Annotated in this window: 20 protein-coding genes and 2 pseudogenes; 10 read left to right on the top strand and 12 right to left on the bottom strand. The window is 58.4% G+C overall.

Annotated elements, in window-relative coordinates:
- Positions 1-15: 15 nt before the first annotated feature.
- Both istA and istB read left to right on the top strand, forming a co-directional pair.
- Entirely contained in the window at positions 16-1,305 is a 1,290-nt protein-coding gene (gene istA / locus NKH42_RS23035) for an IS21 family transposase (protein ID WP_352751566.1), read from the top strand.
- Positions 1,305-2,060 carry an IS21-like element helper ATPase IstB gene (gene istB, locus NKH42_RS23030; RefSeq protein ID WP_352974458.1) on the top strand — a complete coding sequence of 252 codons (756 nt, stop codon included), beginning with the start codon at positions 1,305-1,307 and terminating at the stop codon, positions 2,058-2,060. The genes istA and istB overlap by 1 nt, the downstream gene beginning before the upstream one ends.
- 295 nt (positions 2,061-2,355) lie before the next feature.
- On the opposite strand, the gene NKH42_RS23025 is transcribed toward istB, so the two are convergent.
- Positions 2,356-2,640, bottom strand: coding sequence for a hypothetical protein (locus NKH42_RS23025; RefSeq protein WP_352756632.1), 285 nt, complete (start codon positions 2,638-2,640; stop codon positions 2,356-2,358).
- Between the two features lie 141 nt (positions 2,641-2,781).
- Between NKH42_RS23025 and ligD the strand changes: the two genes are divergently transcribed.
- From ligD to NKH42_RS23010, 3 genes are all read left to right on the top strand, one after another.
- Complete coding sequence (gene ligD, locus NKH42_RS23020; protein ID WP_352756630.1) at positions 2,782-4,554, top strand: DNA ligase D; 1,773 nt, start codon at positions 2,782-2,784, stop codon at positions 4,552-4,554.
- A 341-nt stretch (positions 4,555-4,895) separates the two neighbouring features.
- The gene (locus NKH42_RS23015; protein WP_352756628.1) at positions 4,896-5,087 is read left to right on the top strand and encodes a hypothetical protein; all 192 of its coding nucleotides are present in this window, start codon (positions 4,896-4,898) and stop codon (positions 5,085-5,087) included.
- 818 nt (positions 5,088-5,905) lie between these two features.
- Positions 5,906-6,208: a PilZ domain-containing protein gene (locus NKH42_RS23010; protein ID WP_502896252.1), complete on the top strand. Its 303-nt coding sequence runs from the start codon at positions 5,906-5,908 to the stop codon at positions 6,206-6,208.
- A 476-nt stretch (positions 6,209-6,684) separates the two neighbouring features.
- On the opposite strand, the gene NKH42_RS23005 is transcribed toward NKH42_RS23010, so the two are convergent.
- The 9 genes and pseudogenes from NKH42_RS23005 to NKH42_RS22960 all read right to left on the bottom strand — a co-directional run bounded on the left by NKH42_RS23005 (position 6,685) and on the right by NKH42_RS22960 (position 16,561).
- On the bottom strand, positions 6,685-6,906 hold the full coding sequence (locus NKH42_RS23005; RefSeq protein WP_352756624.1) for a hypothetical protein: 222 nt from the start codon (positions 6,904-6,906) through the stop codon (positions 6,685-6,687).
- A gap of 375 nt (positions 6,907-7,281) precedes the next feature.
- Positions 7,282-7,872 carry an ATP-dependent DNA ligase gene (locus NKH42_RS23000; RefSeq protein ID WP_352974455.1) on the bottom strand — a complete coding sequence of 197 codons (591 nt, stop codon included), beginning with the start codon at positions 7,870-7,872 and terminating at the stop codon, positions 7,282-7,284.
- A 317-nt stretch (positions 7,873-8,189) separates the two neighbouring features.
- The gene (locus tag NKH42_RS22995) at positions 8,190-8,528 is read right to left on the bottom strand and encodes a slr1659 superfamily regulator (protein ID WP_023720364.1); all 339 of its coding nucleotides are present in this window, start codon (positions 8,526-8,528) and stop codon (positions 8,190-8,192) included.
- Between the two features lie 18 nt (positions 8,529-8,546).
- A complete protein-coding gene (locus NKH42_RS22990; RefSeq protein ID WP_352756619.1) occupies positions 8,547-9,107 on the bottom strand; it encodes a slr1658 superfamily regulator in 561 nt (186 codons plus the stop codon).
- A 2-nt stretch (positions 9,108-9,109) separates the two neighbouring features.
- Positions 9,110-11,476, bottom strand: coding sequence for a SpoIIE family protein phosphatase (locus tag NKH42_RS22985; RefSeq protein ID WP_352756618.1), 2,367 nt, complete (start codon positions 11,474-11,476; stop codon positions 9,110-9,112).
- Positions 11,473-12,651: a methyltransferase domain-containing protein gene (locus NKH42_RS22980; RefSeq protein ID WP_352756617.1), complete on the bottom strand. Its 1,179-nt coding sequence runs from the start codon at positions 12,649-12,651 to the stop codon at positions 11,473-11,475. Before NKH42_RS22980 ends, NKH42_RS22985 begins: the two co-directional genes overlap by 4 nt.
- On the bottom strand, positions 12,648-13,169 hold the full coding sequence (locus tag NKH42_RS22975) for a ubiquinone biosynthesis methyltransferase UbiE (protein WP_352903303.1): 522 nt from the start codon (positions 13,167-13,169) through the stop codon (positions 12,648-12,650). Before NKH42_RS22975 ends, NKH42_RS22980 begins: the two co-directional genes overlap by 4 nt.
- A gap of 176 nt (positions 13,170-13,345) precedes the next feature.
- A complete protein-coding gene (locus tag NKH42_RS22970) occupies positions 13,346-15,088 on the bottom strand; it encodes a putative bifunctional diguanylate cyclase/phosphodiesterase (protein ID WP_502896248.1) in 1,743 nt (580 codons plus the stop codon).
- Positions 15,089-15,417: 329 nt separating this feature from the next.
- A pseudogene (locus NKH42_RS22960) lies at positions 15,418-16,561 on the bottom strand (helix-turn-helix domain-containing protein).
- A gap of 233 nt (positions 16,562-16,794) precedes the next feature.
- On the opposite strand from NKH42_RS22960, the gene NKH42_RS22955 reads away from it, so the two are divergent.
- From NKH42_RS22955 to NKH42_RS22940, 4 genes are all read left to right on the top strand, one after another.
- Positions 16,795-17,001 (top strand): hypothetical protein, encoded by a 207-nt coding sequence (locus tag NKH42_RS22955; RefSeq protein WP_352756613.1) that lies wholly within the window; start codon positions 16,795-16,797, stop codon positions 16,999-17,001.
- A gap of 156 nt (positions 17,002-17,157) precedes the next feature.
- Positions 17,158-17,388 (top strand): hypothetical protein, encoded by a 231-nt coding sequence (locus NKH42_RS22950; protein WP_352906508.1) that lies wholly within the window; start codon positions 17,158-17,160, stop codon positions 17,386-17,388.
- Positions 17,389-18,214: 826 nt separating this feature from the next.
- The gene (locus NKH42_RS22945) at positions 18,215-18,358 is read left to right on the top strand and encodes an AlpA family phage regulatory protein (protein WP_352756611.1); all 144 of its coding nucleotides are present in this window, start codon (positions 18,215-18,217) and stop codon (positions 18,356-18,358) included.
- Between the two features lie 301 nt (positions 18,359-18,659).
- Positions 18,660-19,043 (top strand): LysR substrate-binding domain-containing protein, encoded by a 384-nt coding sequence (locus tag NKH42_RS22940; protein ID WP_352756609.1) that lies wholly within the window; start codon positions 18,660-18,662, stop codon positions 19,041-19,043.
- Here NKH42_RS22940 and NKH42_RS22935 read toward each other — a convergent pair.
- On the bottom strand, positions 18,995-19,519 hold the full coding sequence (locus NKH42_RS22935) for a helix-turn-helix transcriptional regulator (RefSeq protein WP_352756607.1): 525 nt from the start codon (positions 19,517-19,519) through the stop codon (positions 18,995-18,997). The two genes, NKH42_RS22940 and NKH42_RS22935, sit on opposite strands and share 49 nt — an antisense overlap.
- A gap of 832 nt (positions 19,520-20,351) precedes the next feature.
- Here NKH42_RS22935 and NKH42_RS22930 point away from each other — a divergent pair.
- Positions 20,352-20,984, top strand: a pseudogene (locus tag NKH42_RS22930) (sugar phosphate isomerase/epimerase family protein); the annotation flags it as partial.
- 721 nt (positions 20,985-21,705) lie between these two features.
- On the opposite strand, the gene NKH42_RS22925 reads toward NKH42_RS22930, so the two are convergent.
- Positions 21,706-21,945, bottom strand: a complete 240-nt coding sequence (locus NKH42_RS22925) for a helix-turn-helix domain-containing protein (protein WP_352904107.1) — start codon at positions 21,943-21,945, stop codon at positions 21,706-21,708.
- Positions 21,946-22,048 lie beyond the last annotated feature (103 nt).

Raw genomic sequence — 22,048 nt, 5'->3', positions numbered from 1 at the left:
TGAGAGGAGGCATGGATGACGATTGGGATTTCGGCGATTCCTGCATTGTCGAGAACGATGCAGGGAGAGGAGATGCTTCAGCCTGAAGAGGTGGCAGCGATGGTGCGGCTGCATGAGCTTGGCTGGGGAGCGAAGCGGCTGGCGAAGGAGTTCGGGTGCGCGCGCAACACGGTGCGTCGGTATCTGCGCGAAGGCGGGACTGTTCCGTTTCGCAAGCCTGTGCGGCGGAGCGCGTTTGACGGGCTAGACGATTGGCTGCGAGAGCGCTTCTTCCGCCATGATGGCAACGCCGATGTGGTGCGCCAGGAACTGGAGAGCGAACATGGGATCGTCATAGGGCTTCGGTCGGTGGAGCTTCGGGTGCAGGGTTGGCGTCGGGAGTTGAGGGTCCAGAAGCGCGCGACGGTTCGGTTTGAGACGGCGCCGGGACATCAGATGCAGATCGACTTTGGCGACACGCGGGCGTGGATCGGCGGCGAGCGTGTTCGGGTGCACCTGTTTGTGGCAACGCTGGGTTACTCGCGTCGGCTGCATATCCGTCCCTCGCTTCGGGAGCGCCAGGCGGACTGGTTCGAGGGGATGGAAGGAGCCTTCCTTCGCTTCGGCGGGGTTCCAACGGAAGTGCTGTTCGACAATCCGAAGGCGCTGGTCGAACATCACGATGCGGCGACGCGGGAGGTGCGGTTCAATGTGCGGCTGCACGCCTTTGCCCGCTATTGGGGATTTACGCCACGGGCTTGTGCGCCTTATCGGGCACGTACCAAGGGGAAGGACGAACGCGGGGTCGGCTATGTCAAGCGCAATGCGATTGCCGGCCGCCGGTTCGAGAACTGGGCGGCGTTCGAGGCGCATCTGGACCGGTGGACACGCGAGATTGCCGATCAGCGTGTGCATGGCACGACCGGCGTGGCTCCTGCGGAGCGCTTTGCCGAAGAAGCCATGGCGCTTCGCCCTCTGGGCGGACGGGCACCGTTTGGGCAGCTGCGGGATCTCGTGCGCAAGGTCCAGGCCGACTGCGCAATCGACCTGGACACGAACAGTTACTCAGTCCCCTGGCGGCTGCTCGGGGAGAGCGTCCAGGTCGTGGTGCTGGGCGGTCGCGTTATCGTGCGTCATGCGGGCGAGGTGGTGGCGGATCATGCTTTGTGCCGCGGACGTCGCCAACGGATTGTCGAGCGCGCGCATCTTGCCGGCGTGGTCGGCGCTGCTGCGCCGGTGCGATCGGCGCCGGCGGATATCGTTGCGCCTTCCGCTCTGTTGCGGCCACTGGCCGAATATGAGGCACTGGTGGGAGGCAGCTGGTGATGACGGCGGTCGATCACGAGATGCTGGTGGCTCAGCTCGACCGGCTGAAGCTGACCGCGATCCGGGACCAGCTCGACACGCTGCTGGACGAAGCGGCGCGTTCGCAAATGACCTTGCGCGAGGCTTTGGCCTTCCTCGTGACGCGCGAGATCGCGCGGCGCGACGAGCGGCGCATCTCCATGGCAGGCAAGATCGCGCAGTTCCCGTTTGTGCGCGAACTCGATGGCTTCGACTTCGACGCGCAGCCGTCGCTGGATCAGCGCCAAGTCCGGGAACTGGCGACCTGCCGCTGGATTGCCCATGGCGACACGGTCCTGTTCCTTGGACCTCCGGGTACGGGCAAAACACATCTGGCGGTGGCTCTCGGGCGCGAGGCGATCCGGCAGAACCATAGCGTCCAGTTCGTCACAGCGGCCACGCTCGTGGCGATGCTGGCCAAGGCCCATGACGACGGTTCGCTCGAAAGGCAACTGACGACCCTGTCGCGGCCGAAACTGCTGATCATCGACGAGCTCGGCTATCTCCCGTTCGAAGCCAATGCCGCACATCTGTTCTTCCAGCTGGTGTCGCGGCGTTATGAGCGGGGATCGATCCTGATCACCTCCAACCGCTCGGTGGGCGAATGGGGCAGCGTGTTTGGCGATCCCGTGGTCGCGACCGCGATCCTTGATCGCCTGCTTCATCATTCGACAGTGATCACCATCCGCGGTGACAGCTACCGGCTTCGCGAAAAGCGGGGGGGTAAGCGGGATTAGAAATAGCCCCCCCCCCCCCCCCCCCCCGCCCCACCCGCAGCCTCGCTCCCCGTTGGTCTCCGCCCTTTCTCCCCCCCCCCCCCCCCCCCCACCCCCGACACCAACGAAACTGCAAAGCAATGAGGGGGTCAGTTCTTCGTTTCGCCCCAGGGGTCAAATCCTCACTTCGCTTGACATCCAACAATGCGAGGGCAGCCCTTGAGCAGCTCAAGACGTGGACCCGGAGAGGACCTCGCCGGCAAAGGCGGTGACCCTCTGCCTGTCAGATATAGAGCGCGATCCGATTGACCCATGTTTACCGAGACTGACGCACCCTAGGTGCGGGCCCGCGCGATACTGTTTCGATATCTACAGTAACTGGCCCTCCGCCATCGATCCTGACCGTCACTTTGCCATCCTCGGCATCGATCCGGGTTACAAAGCCGGTGATGTCGATCTTTTCGCCAGCCTTTGCTCCCTTGGGTGTGTCGATCGAAAAGGGAAAGCTGTAAGAGGGTATGCTCACGCTCGACACGCCGTTGTCCAGCACCTTCAGGATTGTCACGGTGAGCGTGACTTCATCGCCGATCTTTACAGCCATGGCCTAGCACTCCATTTCCAGCCGATCGGGCACGTCGGACAGCGCCGTCATTCCCACTAAACATTCAATTTTGCTAAAATGTTCCGGAACCGATTGGCCGCCCTGCGGCTTGAGTCGCTGTTTCCGGGAGTCGCCTAGTGCATGAGTAACGCCGCAGACCGGCTTTCATTTGTTGAGTTTCAAGCGCCCACGTTGGTCGAGAAAGCTCCCGGGGGCAGCGAATGGCTTCACGAGATCAAATACGACGGCTACCGGACCCAGCTAATCGTCGAGGGCAACACAGCACGAGCCTTCACGCGCCGCGGCTACGACTGGTCGCACCGATACAAAAGAATTGTGCAGGCCGCGGCGAACCTGCCTGTTCAAGCAGCAATCATCGACGGGGAAGCTGTGGTCCTCGGCGAGACGGGGCTGCCGGACTATCAAGCTTTGGAACGGGAGTTGGGCAACCCAAACTCGCCGAAGCTAATCTTCTATGCGTTCGACCTTCTGCACCTCAACGGTCGTGATCTTCGGCAGCAGCCGCTAACGAAACGCAAGGCCGCGCTAGAAAAACTGGTGAAGCACACCGCACCGACGCTGACCTATGCCGAGCATCTGGAGCTGAGCGGGGACGACGTGTTCCAACATGCATGCCGGATGGGCTTGGAGGGGATCGTATCCAAGCGAGCGGACGCCCCCTATCGCTCAGGTCTCCAGACGAGCTGGCTCAAAGTTAAATGCATCAAGAGCGACACCTTTCCCATTGTTGCCTTCGTTGAGAAGCTCGGCGCCCATCCGCGCCGTATTGCATCGCTCTACATCGGCCGCCGCGAGGGCGACCGGCTCCTTTATGCCGGGAAAGCCCAGAGCGGTTACAATTTGACTGCAGCGCGGCGTCTTCGAGAGCGGCTTGATCCACTGATCATCGACAAGTCGGCCCTGTCGGAACCCGTCAACAAGCCGAAAGCGACTTGGGTTAAGCCAGACGTTCTAGCCGAGGTGCAATTCAGCGGCGCCACTGATCGCGGCGTGCTGCGGGAGGCAGTATTCAAGGGCTTGCGCGAAGACCTCGTGACGATACCTGCGAAGCCGCCCGCTCTATCGAAGCGGCGACAGACGGTCCGGGAACACGGTGTCCCCCGCGACAATATCCTTCAGCTGCTGCCAGACGCGGTCTCGCCCTCCAAAGAGGAGCTTATGCGCTACTGGGAGCGGGTTGCCGAACAAGCGCTCGTCCATCTCGGTCAGAGACCGCTGAAGCTGGTCCGGCACACCCAAGGGGTCACTTTTTATCACAAGGGCGCGTTGCCGAGGATTCCGGCAGCCGTGCATCAGTTGCGTGTCCAGAAGCGCGAGGGGGGCGAAGGCGTTCGGGTATGGGTGGACGACCTTGCCGGTTTGCGCGGGCTGGTCGAGATGGATGCCGTAGAGCTGCATCCTTGGAACGCGACCATTGACGATATCGAGCATGCTGATCGCGTCGTTCTGGACCTCGACCCGGGCGAGGGTGTCGAGTGGGCGGAAGTAATCGAGACCGCGTTGGCGCTCCGCGACATCATGGAAGCGGCAGGCCTGGAGAGCTGGCCGAAGGTCACAGGCGGCAAGGGCATTCATTTGATGGCCCCGCTTGAGACAAAGATGACCCACGACAGCGCCCGGCAACTGGCCAAGTCGCTCGCCCAGTGCCTCGTTGATGCACGCCCCGATCGCTATCTACTCTCCGCCGCTCCGGCAGCCCGAACAGGCCGCATCTTTCTTGATTACCTTCGTAACGGGCGCGGCAACACTGCGGTGGGAGCATTCTCGCCACGGGCCCGACCGGGGTTCCCGATCGCTCATCCGGTGACCTGGAGCCAAGTCGAGCGGGGTATTCGGCCCGACGGCTTCACCGTCGATCACCCGTTCCGGGCGGCTGCCCGAAGGGCCGCGTAGGCGGGACGGCGTCCGAAGTTTTTAGTGCTGCCGGCCGGCGCGGATCCTTGCTCTGTCATAGCAGCATCGAATAACTTACTGTCTACGATCGTGATCCCATTCGATCCTCCCCAACCTCAATCCGCTGGCTCGGGTCGGCGGGCTTTTGCGTTGGTGTCCGGTGAAGCGGCTCGCGGTTCGGCTCTGCGGCAGTGGGAAGGCCTGCCTTTTCCGCGAACCAAACCGGAGGTAATCGTTTCATACTTAAGCGATCTCGGCCGCATGTTTCCAGCATCCCGGCAGGGGACGAGGTCGATAACTTTCTCATCCTGCCGCCAATAGGAGCTCGGTCCGAAGAGGTGTTGCGCGAGTTCGAAGCATTCTTAAAGGGCTGGTTTCCGGAACACGATTTTCTTGCAAATGGCTGCGCCATGCCGTTCGGCGACGACTACCAAGTTGTGCCGATCCGCTGCGTTCACGGCGACGAACCGGGTACGCTGCGCGTGCTCCAGTGCCCCGACCAGTCGGTGATGATGGGCATCGCTGCCGCCTAGAAAAGTTTCAGGCCTGGCGAGCCGCCGGCGTTTAGCTAGCCGCCCGGGACAAGTTGCCCATGACCGCCAAGCCGACCTCTTCCCCGCAGCGACTGCTCCGGTGCGCTGATATTTCCAAGGTAGTTCGACTTGAAACCTGTCGGCGCATTTAATCCGCGCAATGCTGGCATGGGGCCCTGGGCCTCCCTCGTCGCCGACGTACACTAAATCTGTACATCAACCTAAATTAGGGACCTCGAACCAGCGTCGCCCTCGGCCTGATCAAACGCGAGCTCCACCTTACTTCCGGAACAAATCCAGAATGCTAATTTAGCCAAAAGATCCTCATGGGTGAAGATCTGGGAACAAAACGTGAATATCAACCTCTATCGGACAATGTTTAACTAAAATAATAAAAGTATTCCCGAACCGAGTGTAAACTAGTGGAAACTTGTTTAATCGCAATCCAGTAATGTTGCTGCCCCAGCGAACTTAAGGAGGGAGACTGTTATGGCTAAAATCAAACGTTCACCAGCATGTTGGCAGGCAATGCAATGATTTCATGCTTTTGATGCCGGGAAATGCCGCAGGCATTGGTGTCGGCGCAGGCGTTCCGATCGGTCGCAGCAGCGGCGTTAAAGCCGGCGCGGGCGCATCAATCGGCAGCCGCGGTGGTGTGAAAGCCGGTCCCGGCGCATCGGTGGCCAGTTCTAGCGGCGTCACGGCTGGCGCGGGTGCAAGCCCTACATTCGAGAAGCCCGTTATTCGCCGCACCTTTCAATCGTGCTATGGAAATCAAGTCATAGGGCCATAACGGTAGGCCGTGCGGTCAGGAGCGCTTGGAGGAACCAGCATTGCCGGAGGGTGCCGAAACTCGTCGTGATCATCGGCAACGCGTCTTGAAACGTGCGACCATCATCATCAGCATCACAAGCTCTGAAATCAGCTGTACCATGCGCAATCAGCATGCAGGCGGAGCAGAATTGAAGTTGCCAGCCGAAACAAGGATTCCGACCGAGTTTCTTCTGTACGTTCCCGTCGACGGAGTAGCTTACCGATCTGTTGTGCGATGGCGCAAAAACGAGAAGGTCGGGATCCAATTCACTGGCGTTGAGCCGAAGCCCCGCCTCCATTACGGATAGCGCGGGGTTGAATAACGCGCTTCAGCGAACCGTCGAAAGTTGATCATTGACCGGTCTTGCAGATTTGCTAGGTCAGTAGTGCACCTTGCCTCCCAGTGGTTCCCATCACCTTCCTGGGAATACAGCCGCGGCCTGACCAGCCTCGCTGGCTCGACCTTGGCGTTTTCCTTCTGCGTCATGTTGTCGGCCGAGATCAGCCGGCGCAGCGACCGCATGATCTCCCTGCGCGTCTACCTGTAGATGACCACTCGTTTTTTTGGGGGATATTTAGATGGCGGATGCCGTCGACGGGCGCGGTCCCGCTGGAATTGTCAAGATGATCGGCCGCACCAGGATGCCTGGTCTACCGGATCCTCTAAAGCCGATAGCCGATAGTGATTTGCCTGGCGACAGGTACACAGCCGCGCCGAGCACTCGTTTCGGTCGCGGCGCCGGCAGCTTGATGTCGGTCCGATAGCACCAGCGTATTTTTATCTCTACCGCCTCGGAAGAGTAATCGCTTCTGCAGTCCATTTTCCGGTTTCTGTAATCCGGAATTTCAAGCCAGACAGTGCAGCGATACCATCGGGATCGAATTCGGGATTGCGCTTCCAATAATCGATGACCACCGTGGTCACGCCATCAAACACCTCTTCGCGCAGCCGGCGGCAACCCGAATGTCGCGTTGATTCTGGACCACAGACGGGTATGGTATCCACGCGTTGTATCGTTTGGCAGGTGATGGATTACTTTGGTGGATAAGCGATCGATGTCGGAGGGCTCCTGAGGGCACTTTGGCGATTCGTGCCAAATCACCGGCTGCCCATCGTAGTTAAATCCAGTTCGCGCGATCCTGAGGTTTCACCCTGTGGTAATTTTGCTGAGGAAGACATTTCGTTTCTTAGAAACAAGACGTTTATTTCTTTTCTAGCTCGGAATAATCCGCGTTCTTTTTTCCGGTAACATCAGGATCGGGAAGTCGGCGAGCAGTGCGCTTGAACGGTCTGGGAAAGTTAGAGCCGACTTGACCGCCTACCAAAAGCAGTGTTGCTGGTGCCGAGCGGAGCTCAGGCTATGCCAGAAGCAGTCGCCGCTCAGAAATCGGCTTCCTTGAAGTATTTGGCCTTCAGCCATGTGTTCGACGGTCCGCTCCTGTAGCCGCTGTCGGCGCGTTTCGAGATGATGCTCTCGAGCCCCACCTTCTCGATGGCCCGAAAGATCGCTAGCGCACTGCTCTCGAAATGCTCGCTGTACTGGATCTTGCCGAGGCCGTGCTCAACGAGTTGCCACAGCGCCTGCTTGCGCTGCAGCAGAGGCAAGGAGGCTAGATTGCGACCGTCGAGATGGAGGATATCAAACGCGACGAACACCAGCCGGCTCGGTTCGTGCCAGATCGCGGCTTCCAGCGCAAGGCAATGGGGAGCGCCCTGCTCACCTGGAACAATGACCTCGCCGTCGATAATGGCAGCCCGGCATGGCAGCTCGGCAGCCAGTGCGATGGGCCAGTATTTCGTGGTCCAGTCACGGCCGTTCTTGCTGTACAGACGCACGCCGCCTTTATCGATGATGATCTGCGTTCGGTAGCCGTCAAGGTTGACCTCGTGAACCCATCCGTCATCTTCGGGCGGCTCCGTGACCCGGGTCGGGATCTGCGGCGGAATGAACTCCAGCTGGCCGCCGTTCACCTTGGCACGCTTACTCAATGACGCCACCTTTGATCGCGCGGCGGCTGATCGGCACAGGCAGCCCGACATCCCCCCAACTTGGACGCCTGCCGCCTGTGCCGAGCCCCCGCCGAGCCATTGCGAGCATGTGCGCACGAGGCCGGATTGTCGTTAGCTTGGCATCCAAATACTTGTCCTGGTGTACATATCCGCTGTAGGCGCCGCGCTCCTGCACCTTCTCACTATCGATGCGGGGCTCCCGCATCGTCCCCGGCTGACCTATATTATCTCGGGTTGCCGCAAGCCGACGCAGTCCCCTGGCAAATTTCGGGACCTGGTTAGTCCATCAAAAGCACCAGAGCGGGGTGCAGCTTCTTCAGATTCGGCAATGATTTCGATTGCCAGGGTATGTCGGGCGTTCCACGCACGACGAGTCGAACATCGGGATGCTTGCGCACCTCGATGGTAAATTTCGCCAGCAGGTTGATGCCGGAAGAGTTGAGAAAGTGAAGGTCCTTCAGATTGAGCGTAATGGAAGCGGGATTCGAGGCAAGCACACTGGTCGCCAACGCTGTGATAGGCGCACCGGCGTCGGAACTGGCAAGCCGCATTGCACCGTCGAAGAAAATTTCGCTTCCTTCAGTCCATACGCGGTAGTCGTCTGTCTTGATTTCCATAGCCTGGCTTCGTTTCCTCTAATTGTGAATTTGCGAGATCGGAATGGAGGCATATGTCTCCACGCAAATCCGATCGCTTTCGTCGGCGGCGCTGAATATCCAAGCCAGGCGCGCGCCGTAGTCGCTCATCAACGTCAGCAATCCAAGTCCGGAGCCTCCTACGTCGGGGTTCGCGGCATTGGCTTCAATTCGCTGTATCAGCAGGTCTATGGGGTCGCCAACCGTGATGTCCTCCAGGAGACTTTGGAACTCGGACGCATCTTCACCATCGAGGTCATTCGACACCTTGAGCTTGAAGCATTCCGAATCCATCGACGCCTCGATCAAGATCTCACCCGGTGCGCGAAACTTGACGGCATTTTCGATGAGTTCGTTGACCAGATATCCAATGCTGTGCCGCACTTCCATGTAGTCATTGCGGCACGACCGGAAGCGCAATGCGAAAAGATCGGCGATGAAGTCCGAGGTCGTGGCACAATGACGCCAACTCAAGTCGAGAGGTCCGTCGAACAGCCGCACGCGACTGACGCTCTCCTTCATCCCGATTGCAACGTCAGGGGTCCCGAACAGCGTTGTCATGGCTATGTGTGCCTTATGATCACGAGGGTGATGTCGTCGTGGATCTTCTGGATCCCGATATGGGCCATGAGATCCTCGATGATCCCGGTTTTGATTTCCTCGGCGCTCCCGCCTTGACGTTTTCGTGCGCTCTGGCAGAGGCGCTCGAACCCGAACAGCCTTCTGTCTTGGTCTTCCGCCTCGGTCACACCGTCGGTGTGCAGCACGATCACGTCGCCACTGCCGAACAGGATGTCGCGCGTGGCAATGAACTTCGAGATGTCATTCTCCAGGCCAACCGGCAGACCCAGATCCATCGTGTCGATGCGTTCGACGTCCCCGTCCGCACGCACGACGAGAACGTCCTCATGCTGGCCGGATAGCGTTACCCGCTCATCCTCGAAGTCAAGGAAGGCCAGCGAGAGATGCTTGCCGGTGTTCGTCCGCTCGATGTTCTTGTAGATCGCTCTGTTCAGCCGATCCAGAAACTGGTGCGGATCCGCCTCGCTGGTCTCCTGCAGCGCGCGTGCAACGGATTGGACCATCAGCATCAGCACGCCGCTCTCGAGACCATGACCGGTCACGTCGCCGATGCCGATCTTGACCCGTGACCCGTTCTGCAGGACGTCATAATAGTCACCGCCGACCTCGTCGGCCGGCCGCATGTAGGCCGCGATCTCCAGCCCCGGAATCGCTTCGAGTTCGAATTGTTTCGGCAGGACCATCATCTGTATCTGCCTGGCGACCGCGAGCTCGGCACCAAGGCGGACGTTCTCGTCCTGCAGCTTTTCGTTGAGTGCGGAAATCTCCTGATTGGCGTCCCCGAGTTCCCTGGTTCGTTCGTCGACGAGTTGCTCAAGGTTTTCCGTGTGAAAGCTGATCTGCTCGGCCATCCGGTTGAAAGCGATTCCGGCCGCTCCAACCTCGTCGCGCGTCGGAATGTTCACGCGGACTGAATAGTCTTTGGACTGGAGCCGCTGGGCGGCGCTGGCAAGCGCCCTGAGGCCCGCGGTGATCCGCTTCGAAATTCCGAGCACGGCCGCAAAAACAATCAGAAGCGAAACGGCGATCGCCGCGATCTGAAACAGCAGGATACGATTGGTTGCGCGAGAAATACTCTCCTGCGCGGCGAACAGGGATGCATAGATCTCCCGTTCGGGAACGACGATCCCGACCGACATCGTTTCGGACTTGATCGGTCCCGAACTCCACAAATTGGTCGGCTTCAAGCTCTTGAGGACAACAATATAGGGAACGTGTTCGCCCTTGCTGTCGAGCATGATATGCTGAATGACACCGTCATTGTTCTGGTCTAGAGGTAGTGACGCGATAGCCGGCTGCGTACTTCCCCGCAGAGACCTTTCCAAGCCGGTGACGCCCTGCGTGCCCGCATCGCTCGATGAAGTCAGGCCGATGATCGCCTGGCCCGACGGATTGATCGCCACCACGTTGCCAGTCGACATCGTGAGAAAGCCGAACCCGGTTTCAGCGATCTTCACCCTTTCGACGACTTTCGCGAGCTGATCGAGAGTGATGTCTGCTCCCGCCGTACCGGCGATACCGGTGCGATCGCGCGTCCATAGCGGGTGGAAAAAGCTGACGATCAGCTTTCCCGTGATTGCATCGGTGTAAGGCGCTGTCTGGGTAATATCGTCAGGGACCGGACGTGAGGCTGGATCCCTGGCCCATTGCTGCCATGAACCATAGATTCCCGGAAAGAAGAACTCCCAGAATTCCGCCTTGTTGTGGCCTGGATAGAGTCGGTCGAAGGTCTGTGCCTGATCCGTATACGGTACCGTCCGGAAGATCGGCCGTTCTTTTGGACCAATATAGTACATCTGCAGTTTGGACGACCCGCTGGCCATGAGAGTCGGCGCGACGAGATCGATCACGGTACTGTCTTCTATTTCCTGCTGAACGCTGGGCAGCGGACTGTGGTCGGCGCCCAGCAGGTAGCCCCAGACGCTTACCACGGAAGGCGCGCCCGGCAGATTCTGCGCCCAATCGCCCTGCCCGTTGTAGACAACCTTCACGGAGCCGGGCGCCTCATGCGAAAGCGTGGCTCCGACCTGTTGCTGCCTCCTCGGATCGTCGATCTGGGTCTGCAGCACGCCAGCTAGCGCCTTGACGTCCCCGTGAACCCGATCGAGCAGCAGGTCAACGCTCAACGCTGTCGACTCGGCATAGGAACGAATGTATTCCTGGTTTGCGTTCGTCAGGCCCTCACCGACTTCCGATGTGGCGTCGCGCGACAGCTTTTGAACGTTCCAAAGCGCCAGACCACCGCTCAGCAGGAGGTCGAACAGTACGGCGCCGCCAACGACCAATACGAATTTCGCTCGAAAGGAGCGCAGGCCGAAGCGCGGTGTAGGCTCGTTATCGGCTTTCATTGTGGCCGTCGCCCCGATGCGACCCAGATCGGCCAACCCGCATAACCCTTGGGGTGTAGTGCAGCGAAAATGTGATCCTGGAAGCCCTGCCGGAACCGTGCGACGAACTCCGGTCCGTCACCGCGTCTGGTCGCCATCTCCCCGGCATAGACATCCGCCCAGGCTGCAATGACGTCGGCGAAGTCCTGCGGATCGCCGTCCAGGTTGGTGACCATGAAGGTCTCCACAAGGATGTCTTCGAATCCGGCTTCCACCAGGTATCGCCGACTCTTGGGCCCAAGCTCGACGTCCATCTCGAAATGCCCGAACAGCTTCGCCACCTCGTCGTAGGTCCAGCGAATGCTTTCGGCGCGCGGCTCGCCGAGGCAATGCGAATTCTTTTCGTTGGTGATATAGACCCGACCGCCTGGCTTGCATATGCGGTAGAGCTCCTTGAGGATGAGTTCAGGTCGATTGAAGATTTGCAGGGAATGTCGGCAGGTGACCAAGTCGAACTGCGCTTCGTCGAGCAGCATCTCCGACGCATCGCCATACGTATATTCGATGCCCCGGATGTCGAACTCCCGCATCACTCGTCGAGCATAGTTCAGGCTTGATCTGGAGTGGTCGAGGGCGACGATCCGCGATGGCTGGAACTCCTTCTGCGCGAGCACAGCGAAATCGCCGATCCCGCAACAGATGTCGGCCATGACGATCCCGGGCCTCATCCCGTGTCGCGGCAAGATTGCGCGCTCGTGGCGCCATGTCATCTTTGTCTGAGTACGCAGGATCGGTACGAACCCGCCTTCCTCAAGGAAGCCCTGCCCCGGATAGAATTCGGTGTCATACTCCTCGACCGTGATGTTCGGTTCAATTCCGCTCAGGCGACCGAATTTTCGCGAGGTCCATCCGACGACGCTTGACGTGATGACGACGAATTTGAGATCGGGTCGAGCGCGACAGGCGTCAATGATGATCCTCGAAAAGGTGTGAAATGCAGCGTTATTCATCTGCGTCAGGCGTCTGACATTGACGTAGAGAACGCCCCGCACACGGTCGATCGCATCGCGAAGCAATGCTATGCTGGACCCAAGCTCATCGATCGCCTGAGGCCGGACCACCCCCGATATGGAGAATTCCTGATTGTTCGCGTCGTATTGCGCCTTGAAGCGGGGGAGAAGGTCGTAAGGGCTCAATTTTGCAGGCCTTCAAGCGGAAGATCCACGACAAGCTTGATTGCATCACCATCGGCTTCCTCGACCCTGAGTGTCGCGTTGTAGTCGACAGCCAGTTCCAGGAGTACGATTTCCCGGCTGGGCGCGAGATCCCCAGACACAGAATTAAGATATCGCTCCCTGGCCTCGAACCCTGCGACTTGCGACACGGCTTCTTCGTAGAACTGGCGCTCTTCTGGCAGGCAAGGAAACGTCAACTCGATCCTGTCCGTGGCGCCGTGGCGAGACACCCTGCATGCCAGTTCGCCGTCGGCATGGCGCGTACGAAAGGCGACTTCCAGCAATTCGTTGAAGGCAGAGGAAAAGAGATTTGAATGCCGGACCGAGTCTGACCTGTTTTGACTGATCATCCGGGCCATGTATGTCGAGAGATAATCGCAGTGTCTCCAAGCGGAGACGAAAGCTTTGATTTCCATGTCGATCTGGATCATGGGCTCAAAAGTCGGCCCGCCAGCCGGATCATGATGAACAGGTCCCATCGGCATCCTCCCTTGTTCTGTCAGTATTGACCCTTGGTGGCGCGATGACCTCCGAGGCGGAAAATTTCACCGCGCTCCGTTATGACTCAGTCTCGCACCGACTCCAAAAATTGCGCGGTATCTGCCTCGATCGTTTCTACAAATCTCCACTTCGCCGTTGACAAGGGTGCAAGGCGCTAGACCGCCCGATTTGATTGCTCCATCGCTCGTACCACCCTCAGCGGGGTCCGCCTGATGAAATCGCTGGTTGCCTCGGCTCCGAGCGGGCGTCCCAGGAAATTCCCTTGCAGGCAATCGCAATTCTCCTTGATCAGCCACCGTGCCTGTGCCGACGTCTCGACCCCCTCGGCGGTGACGCTTATCCCCAAGCCGTGCGCCAGACTCATGATCGATCGCACGATGGTCTGGCTTTTTAGATCGGTCTCCAGGTCCGTGATAAAGTACTGATCGATCTTCAAGGTGTCGAAGGGAAAGTTCTTAAGGTAGCTCAACGATGAATAGTAAGTTCCGAAATCGTCTAGCGATATTCGTATTCCCAAGACATTCAGCGTGTTCAATGTGTCTATATTGTCGATCGTCTTCTCAAGTAGAACCCTCTCGGTTATCTCAAGTTCAAGTCTGTCGGCTTCAATCCCAACCGCGTCGATGACCTGAGCGACGGTGTCCGTCAGCGAACCGCTAAGGAACTGAGCCGGCGACAGGTTCACTGCGACTGTCAGCGAGGAGGGCCACGTCAACGCCTGGCGACAGGCTTCCTCGAGCACCCATCGTCCAATCTCGTCCATCAGACCGTCGGCTTCGGCGATCGGTATGAACACGTTGGGTGGAATGATTCCGACCTCAGGGTGCCGCCACCGCAGCAGCGCTTCGAAACCGGTCACTGACGAGGGAGGTCGAATGAGCGGCTGATACTCCAGATAAAGCTCGCCGCGCTCCAGCGCGGTTCGAAGGCTGCGCCTGAGATTCTCGCGTTGCTCGAGCAAGAGCAGCATCGAACGGTTGAATGTTCGAGCGCAGCCGCGTCCATCTGTCTTGGCCGCGTAAAGAGCAATGTCAGCGGCTTTCATCAACTGTTCGCCATCGGTCCCGTGCTCCGGCCCGAAAGCAATTCCGATACTCGAGCCGACGAACACGGGAATGCCGTTGATGACGAACGGGTCCTTGAACGCGTCGACTAGAGATCCGGCGAGGCGTTCAGCCTCTGCTGGCTGCTCCTTTCCCAATTGGACGACAGCGAACTCATCGCCGGCATACCGGTATGCGGATTCGCCGTCCTGCAGCGCGTCGCGGATACGACCCGCCGCGAGTTGAAGAACAATGTCGCCTGCTCCATGGCCGAGCGTGTCGTTGACCGCTTTGAAATCGTCAAGGTCGATTTGCAGAAGGGCGGCTTTCGGCTTTGATCCGCCGAGGGCCGCCATTGCCTGCTGGAGCCGCTCGCCGAATCGCCGCCGATTCTCCAGTCCGGTCAGCACGTCGTGCGTCGCCTGATGGAGTAGAACTACATGCTCTCGTTCCTGCGCTGCGCTCCGCCCGCCGTCCTCCCTTAATTCGATGATTCCCACACCATTTGCCGTGGTGAACACAAAAACGGACCGGTGCGCTCCGCCCGATGATCGCGGCAAGTCGATGCTTGTCGGAGAGCCACCCTGGAACACACGAAGAAATTCGTCACGATAGCTCGTATCGAGAAAGCTCGGGTAGATCTCCCAGACGGCGGCGCCCGGCGCTACCGCGCCTCCGTACAAGCCTTTGAGCTTGGCCGCGTAGTGCGTCAGGCGAAAGTCACGGTCATAGAACGACAAAAGTTCGGTCGTGTTCGCCAAAAGGTCTGCCAGAACGCCTTCGCCGACACTTGGAGCATCGCTCGATGAAGGCCCCTCACTCTCCGTGCCGACGCCTGAAGCCTCTGAGGGCAAGAACCACCTCCATAGTAGGTGCAGACTCGCGCCCCTCAGTCTAAAGGTAGCATAACTGTCGAGCTTGGCAAACTTTCAAATCGCAGTCTTAATAAGAGCCGCCCGTAGCCCAGTTCCATGTATTCTCCGCCTTGATTGGCAGCAAATTATCGATAACGATGAACCGTCCCAGTTCGTTAACAAACCGTGAATCGGCCAGAATCAGCTGTGTGATTGATGCGCAATAGGCGCGACACGAAGATATTGTGGTCCATGAGGCGGCGTGACCTTCGCCGCCCCGGGCAACCCCTCTTCTGAGAGTCAGCCCAATCAGCTTCGCGATCCTGTAATCAGTTTCCGAGCGCCTTGAGCCAACCTTCAAAGGAAGAGGCCTCCTTGTCTCCGGCATGCGAAACAGAGTGGGCGGGGCGCGGCAATACCACAGTACTGCGGCCTTCGCGGGGGCTGTAACCGAATTCCTTGCTGAATGCTCGGCTGAAATTAGCCGCTGAACTAAACCCGAAGGCTTCAGCAATTTCAACAATGCGCCGGCTGTCCGCCGGATCGCTTAGCGCAACATGGGCTGCCAGAAGGCGGCGACTTTGTATGTAATGGAGAACACCACCGCTTGGTTCGAACAACTGGATAGAGACGAGAGCGCGAGACGCCGAGCGCCCGGCACATTGAATCCGGTGTCAAATGAACCGCATCCAGATTGTGGTGGACGTATCGACGCGCTCGCTCCATTAGCGCGACACCCGTCAATTGTTCGACGGCCGCAGCCTGTTCTGCCGGAGGCCCGAGGCAGGCAATAACCATGCTGCGTGTTGCGTGCACGATGCGGGGCAGATCGTCAGCCGTGAGGCTGCGCAGTCTTGCTTCTATGCTGTTGACGTAGTCGACCAAGAGGTTGGCAAAGTTGCCGGACAGAATTGAATTGTTCTTTGCGTCAAGGGTTGACGCCGCATCAGAGAACAAATCACGCGGCATATACAGAAAGAGACTTTCCGAGTCCGTTACCCTCCCGCGAAACGGGTAGCCAAGCGATCTGATCTCTAATTTGCCCGACTGGTTTTCCGCAACGCGGCGATCGACCTCCGTCCACGACCGGCCAGTTCGTGGCAAGACGATATACCAGTGATCGATCGAACTGGATCGGAGCTTAGCGGCGGAACGCAAGTAGCTATGTGCCGGCGCGCGCTGTTGAACGATCAGCATGCCACCGAGATTCCAAGCCATGTGATCGGCGGGAAAGCCATCGTTCAGCGATTTGCAATCCGGCAACCTGACCTCGACAAGCGGCGCCATATACGCTTGCCAAGCGGCGAATTGACCTTCTGGCGCCAGTTCGAGCGTTGAAAAGGGCAGAGGTTCGAGCGCCGGCGCGAGTGATGGAGCGTCCCCATTGTGGGGTTGACCTTCGCGCGGCCAACGACGTCGGTCACGGTCTCGCGGCTGCCTCGCAGGGGCCTCGTCTTGCCTCTTAGTGTCCATCGCGTGGTGCCATATCCGAATCGGGTATGCCCGTGCCCCTCTCAATCATGTGGTGTACTTTCAGACATCTGACAAGACTGGCGGAACTCGAGCCGACCGAAACGGCGATCACGCTGGATTTCGGCAAGAAATGCATTCCGAGATAAGTTTCTGGATGCGAAGATAACGACACTCTTCAACCCGATGCGTATAGAATCTTGCATCGTGAAATGGTTGTTGAGGGGACCACCGAAATGAACACGAAGCTCAACAGCGAAGATCGTCGCGAAATAATTCTTGATGGATACCGTGAAAACGGGCCGTTGAAAGTTATTGCCGAACAGATCGGATGCTCACTGGCGAATGTGAAAGTCACCGCCACTAAAAATTGGCTGCACTCGAACTCAGAAAGAAGCGATGGAATTTCGGCGCGGATTTCACGTCCCGGAAGTGCGCGCTGATTTTGGGACTATTAACAGAGAAAGCGTTAGGCAGCAGGTAAACTGATTCCAATACACTGTGGGCGATATTATCGCTTAAGCATCCCATTGGGTCACCGGTTCATCAGCAAAAAGCCCGCCGCAAAGCACGGGGGCGGGCCTGAAAGGTTCGGACAGATGCTGCGTCGGCGTTTCAATCCCACCTGCCTGAGCCCTCACGATCTGGCTATTTGCGACCGCGTGTTCGATGAGGTCTGCTCGGATGAGAATCTCGATCCTTTGGACCCGGACGCCGAAATCTTGGCGGTTATGGTTGTGGCCATTTTTCGAAATGCTCACACCAGCGAGCGCGAACTGCTGGAGGCGGTCAGGTCTCGTCGGCAAAAGGCTGCGGGAACCGGACATTAGTACATGTCGCCCAAAAGTGCGCGCGTCGCATGAATCCGTTCAGTCGCGACGCGCTTGTCTTATGACATTATTTGCCGAAGAGGCGAGACGGGGCGAGGGCGCTGGAATTCACCATCCTTACGTCTGCGCGAAATGGAGAGGCGAGAGGGCGGTCTGGCCGGAAATCGATCTGGACGGAAGCTATGGTCGCTTCCTGCGGCGCGCATGAAGTCACGTAAGGCGCACCGCGTGCCATTATCAGAATCGTGCCGTCGAAATACTCCGCGACATGAAGAACAAACACATTTCCGATTTTGTGTTTCCGGGCCAGCGTCCGCGCTCGCCGCTTAGCGACATGACTCTCGCCAAGCATTGAAACGGCAGGCGGCGGCGACTTCACGGTTCATGGAATGCGCAGCGCGTTCCGAGATTGGGTATGGGAGGAAACGGACTATCAGGCCGAAGTTGCCGAGGCCGCAACTTGCGCACGCTGCTGGCACCGCAGCCGAGCGCATACCGGCGAGGCGACGCCTAGGATAAGCGGCGCAAGATGATGGCGGATTGGGCAGCATATTGTGCCAGCTCCGCATTTAGCTATGCTAAACTTGCTTATTTAGCCACTGAATCTTACCCGTAGCAGCAACCTAGTGCTGACGTGCGGCCCGTTGGTCGCCTGCAGGATGGCCGGACCAGCATCCCGCCGCTCCCATGTGGACGGTGCCGAAACCTCCCAGCTCTTTCAAATCAGCAGTTGAACCGCGTCCGAATCTGTCGGGCTGCGAGGAGGAGCCATGAACGATAATTCGCCTACACTTGTGTCCTTGATGACGCCGCGAAGATGACGGGTATGAGCCGTACGATGGTCAACAGATATCGCGTCGAAAGCCGGTTTCCGGTTGCGGTCTCACTCGGCGACCGCCGCGTCGTTCACTCAGAGGTCTCCGAGGTCTCCGACCGGATTGCAGCGAAGATCGCGGCGAGGGCGGCTTAACCCGCTGCCTTCAAAAACCACCGCGGATTCAACCGCGGCAACTTCAAAAAGGGAACCACCAACTTGCACATATTGTCAATTAGACCGGAGCCGCCTGGCGCCGGCAGCGTCATCGCGCGCTTTGATATTTCGCTAACCGATGCCTGCCGATTGTACGGCATGAAGCTTGTTGAGAAGGCCGACGGCCGACGCATGACGTACGGCACGCAATCAGGCGGCCTGCACGTCGCGACCTTGGCACCAGCGTTCGCAGAAGAAATCACGTGCGCGGCTGGCGTAGCCCTTGGAGGCTTGGACGCCCATGAGGATCTCAGACACCATACGCTCATCACGACGAGTTCCCGATCACTTGGGCGACTTGGCTAACTTGGCTATCGAATGCCGGCATTGTTGTGGCGTGACGTTCGACTCCGCAACTTTCGCCATCGAGGCCGCCGTTCGAGGTGAGGGCGTCGTTTTGGGTCGAACCATGCTGGTCGCGGCTGACCTTGCCGGCACACTTGTACGTCCCTTTGAACTCGCCCTCGAGGCCTCGTCAAAATACTTCATCGTCTACCCGCCCCGCGCCATTGCCCAGCCGAAAGTCAAAGCGTTTCGGGATTGCCTGTTTGCTGGGATGCATCCAAACGACGGTCCTTATGGCAAGACTGAGATGCGTCCAAGAAGAGCCACCAGTTCCGCCTGACGTTTCGTTTCGGTCTTGGCGAACAGCGAGGCAAGCTGCGAGCGGATCGTGGTGCGGCTGAGGCGCCAACTGCGAGCGATCTCCAAAGGCGCATCGCCCTGAGCCAAGCGCAACGCGAGGTGCGTTTCCGCGCCCGTCAAGCCAAACATCTTTTGCAGTGTCTGAGGATTTGGCCCCGACCTGTTCTCGCGGTCCAGTAACGCCACAATGCTCATTCCGTCAGGAGCGATAAACCCGTTCTCGTTCAATATCACCGGCCTGTCGGCGCTGCTGCGGATCACCACCCATGATAGTGAGCCCGGCAGGAAATGGGCCGGAACATTCGCGATCAGCCGCCTCAAGGCCACTGAAAGGCCGCTGGCCGTATCGGCTACTTCGCCCTGGCGCTCCAGCGTGGTTTGAGCGGCTGCGTTCCATTCGACCACTTTCCTCTCTCGGTTCAGCACGAGATAGCCGCAGCCGATGCGATCAAGCATGCCGGTTATGGGTTCCAGGCTACGTGCTCTTGGCTCCCCGACCCCTGAGCCCAGTCGATCTGATGCACGATCTGAATAGGCATAAGAGGGCCGCTTCGTATGGGCCTCACGGTCATACTTGGTCCTCATCACAATGTATCGGTTGCACGCCGCAGCTTCAGTGTGTCTAACGATCAGAGTCATTTTCTACTCCTACCAAAAATTTCACCAGCCTGAAGCAAGTTATTCTGGATTTACAGAAAGTCTTTAAGTGATAATATCGTTCAGATGGGGTTGTACTAAGTTACTCGTCCATGATGATTGCACCGTTAAGGGTCAAAAAGTTTGCGTGCAATCGCGATATTTATAATATTATGTTCCGGGATATGAAAGCCACGCCGAAATTCGGCCGCCTTCTTCGAGGTTCGAGTGCAACCGAGTTTACTGGTGCTGACTCTTAAACTCGCCAGTGAGCATCCGATCGTGGTCGAAATACGTTTCAACGGTTCGTTATTAACGTATCCATCAAGAATTATCTTGCGACTGGCTTCGCTTTTGAGCTTTGCGTTATTTCGGTGACCTCCTCAACTACGCTTTCACAATGCTCGATTCTATACGGACCAAGTTGAAGATTGTCGTTAGCCTCGCATCCAGAAACTTGTCTCGGGATGCATTTCTTAAGATTTCTTCATACCGCCAAGCTGCCGATAGTATTCCTGCTCACCTGTTTCCGACACCACACAGCCCTCCCATGAAAGGGCAGGATTATCAGAACCTCGTAAAGCTCTTCTATCTCAAAACTGACCATAAGAGATCCCCATGACCACAACCGCCACCACGCCCCGCTCGACGAGCAACGGTGCGGCCGGATGCCGCCATCGAGCATCTCGAAGTGGCGATCGACAAGACTGCAGAGATGGGCGCGCTGGCGCTTTCCGGCGTGATTTTCGGCGGTATTGGCGAACGCACCGGCCTGCCCCCCACCGAAAAGGAATACGACACCATCGCGCATGTGCTGACCGTCGCCGCCAAGCACGCCAAGATCCGGGGCATAGAGCTCGGAATCGAGGCGGTGAATCGCTACGAGAACCACCTTATAAATACTGGCGCGCAGGCCGTCTGGATGCTCGAGAAAGTCGGCGCCGACAACATCTTTGTTCATCTCGACACCTACCACATGAACATCGAGGAAAAAGGGGCCGCCAATGGTATTCTGGCCGCTCGCGATCACCTGAAGTATATTCACTTGTCAGAGAGCGATCGCGGCACCCCGGGCACCGGCAACTGCCCCTGGGACGAGATCTACGCAACGCTCGCGGCGATCGGCTTCAAGGGCGGACTTGCCATGGAAAGCTTCATCAACATGCCGCCGGAAGTCTCCTACGGCCTCTCCGTCTGGCGGCCAGTCGCGAAGGACGAGGCCGAAGTGATGGGCAATGGCTTGCCATTCCTGCGCAACAAGGCTCGCCAATACGGTCTGATCTGACCCAATGGATGACGGGGAGGCGGACGGCGCGAAGAACGCCGCTTTTATCCGGCGAATGGCAAAGGGGCCGGACGTTCAATCTCTGGACCCGAAAATGGCCGTGACGGCGCACTGCCAGACGGCGCCATGCCACCATCGCCAAGTGCTCGACATCGTGAAGCCCGCGGGATCGGTCCGGTCCGGACGCGCCAGCGATGGCGGACGATCTCATTCCGAAGCTGAAATGCGCCAAATTCGGCGGCAAGCGTGGTGGATTGATCTATACGCCCGACACCAGCCAGAGCGCATACGGCAAATGATAGCTCGAAGCTTGTCGGCATCTAGGTATTCCACCGGCACGTCGCGCCATGTCAGCGCATATTTGGGGTCGACAGCCATATTGAGGAACCGCTCGATCAAACTGCGGTTTTTGGCTTGCGTTGCGGGATCGAATTCAGCCCATTCCATTGTAGTTTCGAGCCGGCGTGCCGCTTGGCCGAACGTGCGGGGCAGGGCGCGGCCCGGCACGTCAATAATCTCCGCTTTGCCTGCGCAACCTTCGACTGCGCGACGGTACGCTGTCTCGAACATTTCGTCACCCGGCCGGCCGGAGAGGGCAATTGTTGAGCATGCGGATTGGCCCGAAAGCGCCAGTACTCCTTGCCGTTGACGACGCGCGACGAGGCGCCAGGGTAGTCGGGGTGTTTAGCCATCAAACCCTCCTTCGAGGCTTCTACGACACTTACTCTTCACTTGGCTTCCCTTGGGCTATCCCATCTGGTGAAAGAGCCGTGATTTGCATCCCGAGACGAAGGAGCAACGGGTAGGGGAAACCACGACCTTGCTCTATGCCCTCATATGTGCGCTTCGGGATGCCCAACAATTTCGCTGCGCTTTCTGCCGTGAATCCTTCTCTTGCCCGCCAAGCTTTCACATCTCGCGAGAGCTCGTCTTTATCATTGACGTCAACCCGTTTGCTCACATGGAAATCATACTACGCCGACAGCGTATACGCAATCTGCGTAATCATTTACGCCTAGCACTTTTTCCGCTTCGTTCCAAAAGCACCCGGAGACCACTCTCTT

The sequence above is a fragment of the Mesorhizobium sp. M1142 genome, from assembly GCF_040318565.1.
Classification (GTDB): domain Bacteria; phylum Pseudomonadota; class Alphaproteobacteria; order Rhizobiales; family Rhizobiaceae; genus Mesorhizobium.
The sequence above is the reverse complement of the archived record's forward strand: the minus strand, read 5'-3'. Positions and strand labels throughout refer to the sequence as shown.

Excerpts from the sequence above, each read along its gene's own strand:
- istA (WP_352751566.1), top strand. The coding sequence starts at position 16 with ATGACGATTGGGATTTCGGCGATTCCTGCATTGTCGAGAACGATGCAG.
- istB (WP_352974458.1), top strand. The coding sequence starts at position 1,305 with ATGACGGCGGTCGATCACGAGATGCTGGTGGCTCAGCTCGACCGGCTG.
- NKH42_RS23025 (WP_352756632.1), bottom strand. The coding sequence starts at position 2,640 with ATGGCTGTAAAGATCGGCGATGAAGTCACGCTCACCGTGACAATCCTG.
- ligD (WP_352756630.1), top strand. The coding sequence starts at position 2,782 with ATGAGTAACGCCGCAGACCGGCTTTCATTTGTTGAGTTTCAAGCGCCC.
- NKH42_RS22995 (WP_023720364.1), bottom strand. The coding sequence starts at position 8,528 with ATGGAAATCAAGACAGACGACTACCGCGTATGGACTGAAGGAAGCGAA.
- NKH42_RS22990 (WP_352756619.1), bottom strand. The coding sequence starts at position 9,107 with ATGACAACGCTGTTCGGGACCCCTGACGTTGCAATCGGGATGAAGGAG.
- NKH42_RS22985 (WP_352756618.1), bottom strand. The coding sequence starts at position 11,476 with ATGAAAGCCGATAACGAGCCTACACCGCGCTTCGGCCTGCGCTCCTTT.
- NKH42_RS22975 (WP_352903303.1), bottom strand. The coding sequence starts at position 13,169 with ATGGGACCTGTTCATCATGATCCGGCTGGCGGGCCGACTTTTGAGCCC.
- NKH42_RS22955 (WP_352756613.1), top strand. The coding sequence starts at position 16,795 with ATGAACACGAAGCTCAACAGCGAAGATCGTCGCGAAATAATTCTTGAT.
- NKH42_RS22950 (WP_352906508.1), top strand. The coding sequence starts at position 17,158 with ATGCTGCGTCGGCGTTTCAATCCCACCTGCCTGAGCCCTCACGATCTG.
- NKH42_RS22945 (WP_352756611.1), top strand. The coding sequence starts at position 18,215 with ATGAGCCGTACGATGGTCAACAGATATCGCGTCGAAAGCCGGTTTCCG.
- NKH42_RS22940 (WP_352756609.1), top strand. The coding sequence starts at position 18,660 with ATGAGGATCTCAGACACCATACGCTCATCACGACGAGTTCCCGATCAC.
- NKH42_RS22935 (WP_352756607.1), bottom strand. The coding sequence starts at position 19,519 with ATGCTTGATCGCATCGGCTGCGGCTATCTCGTGCTGAACCGAGAGAGG.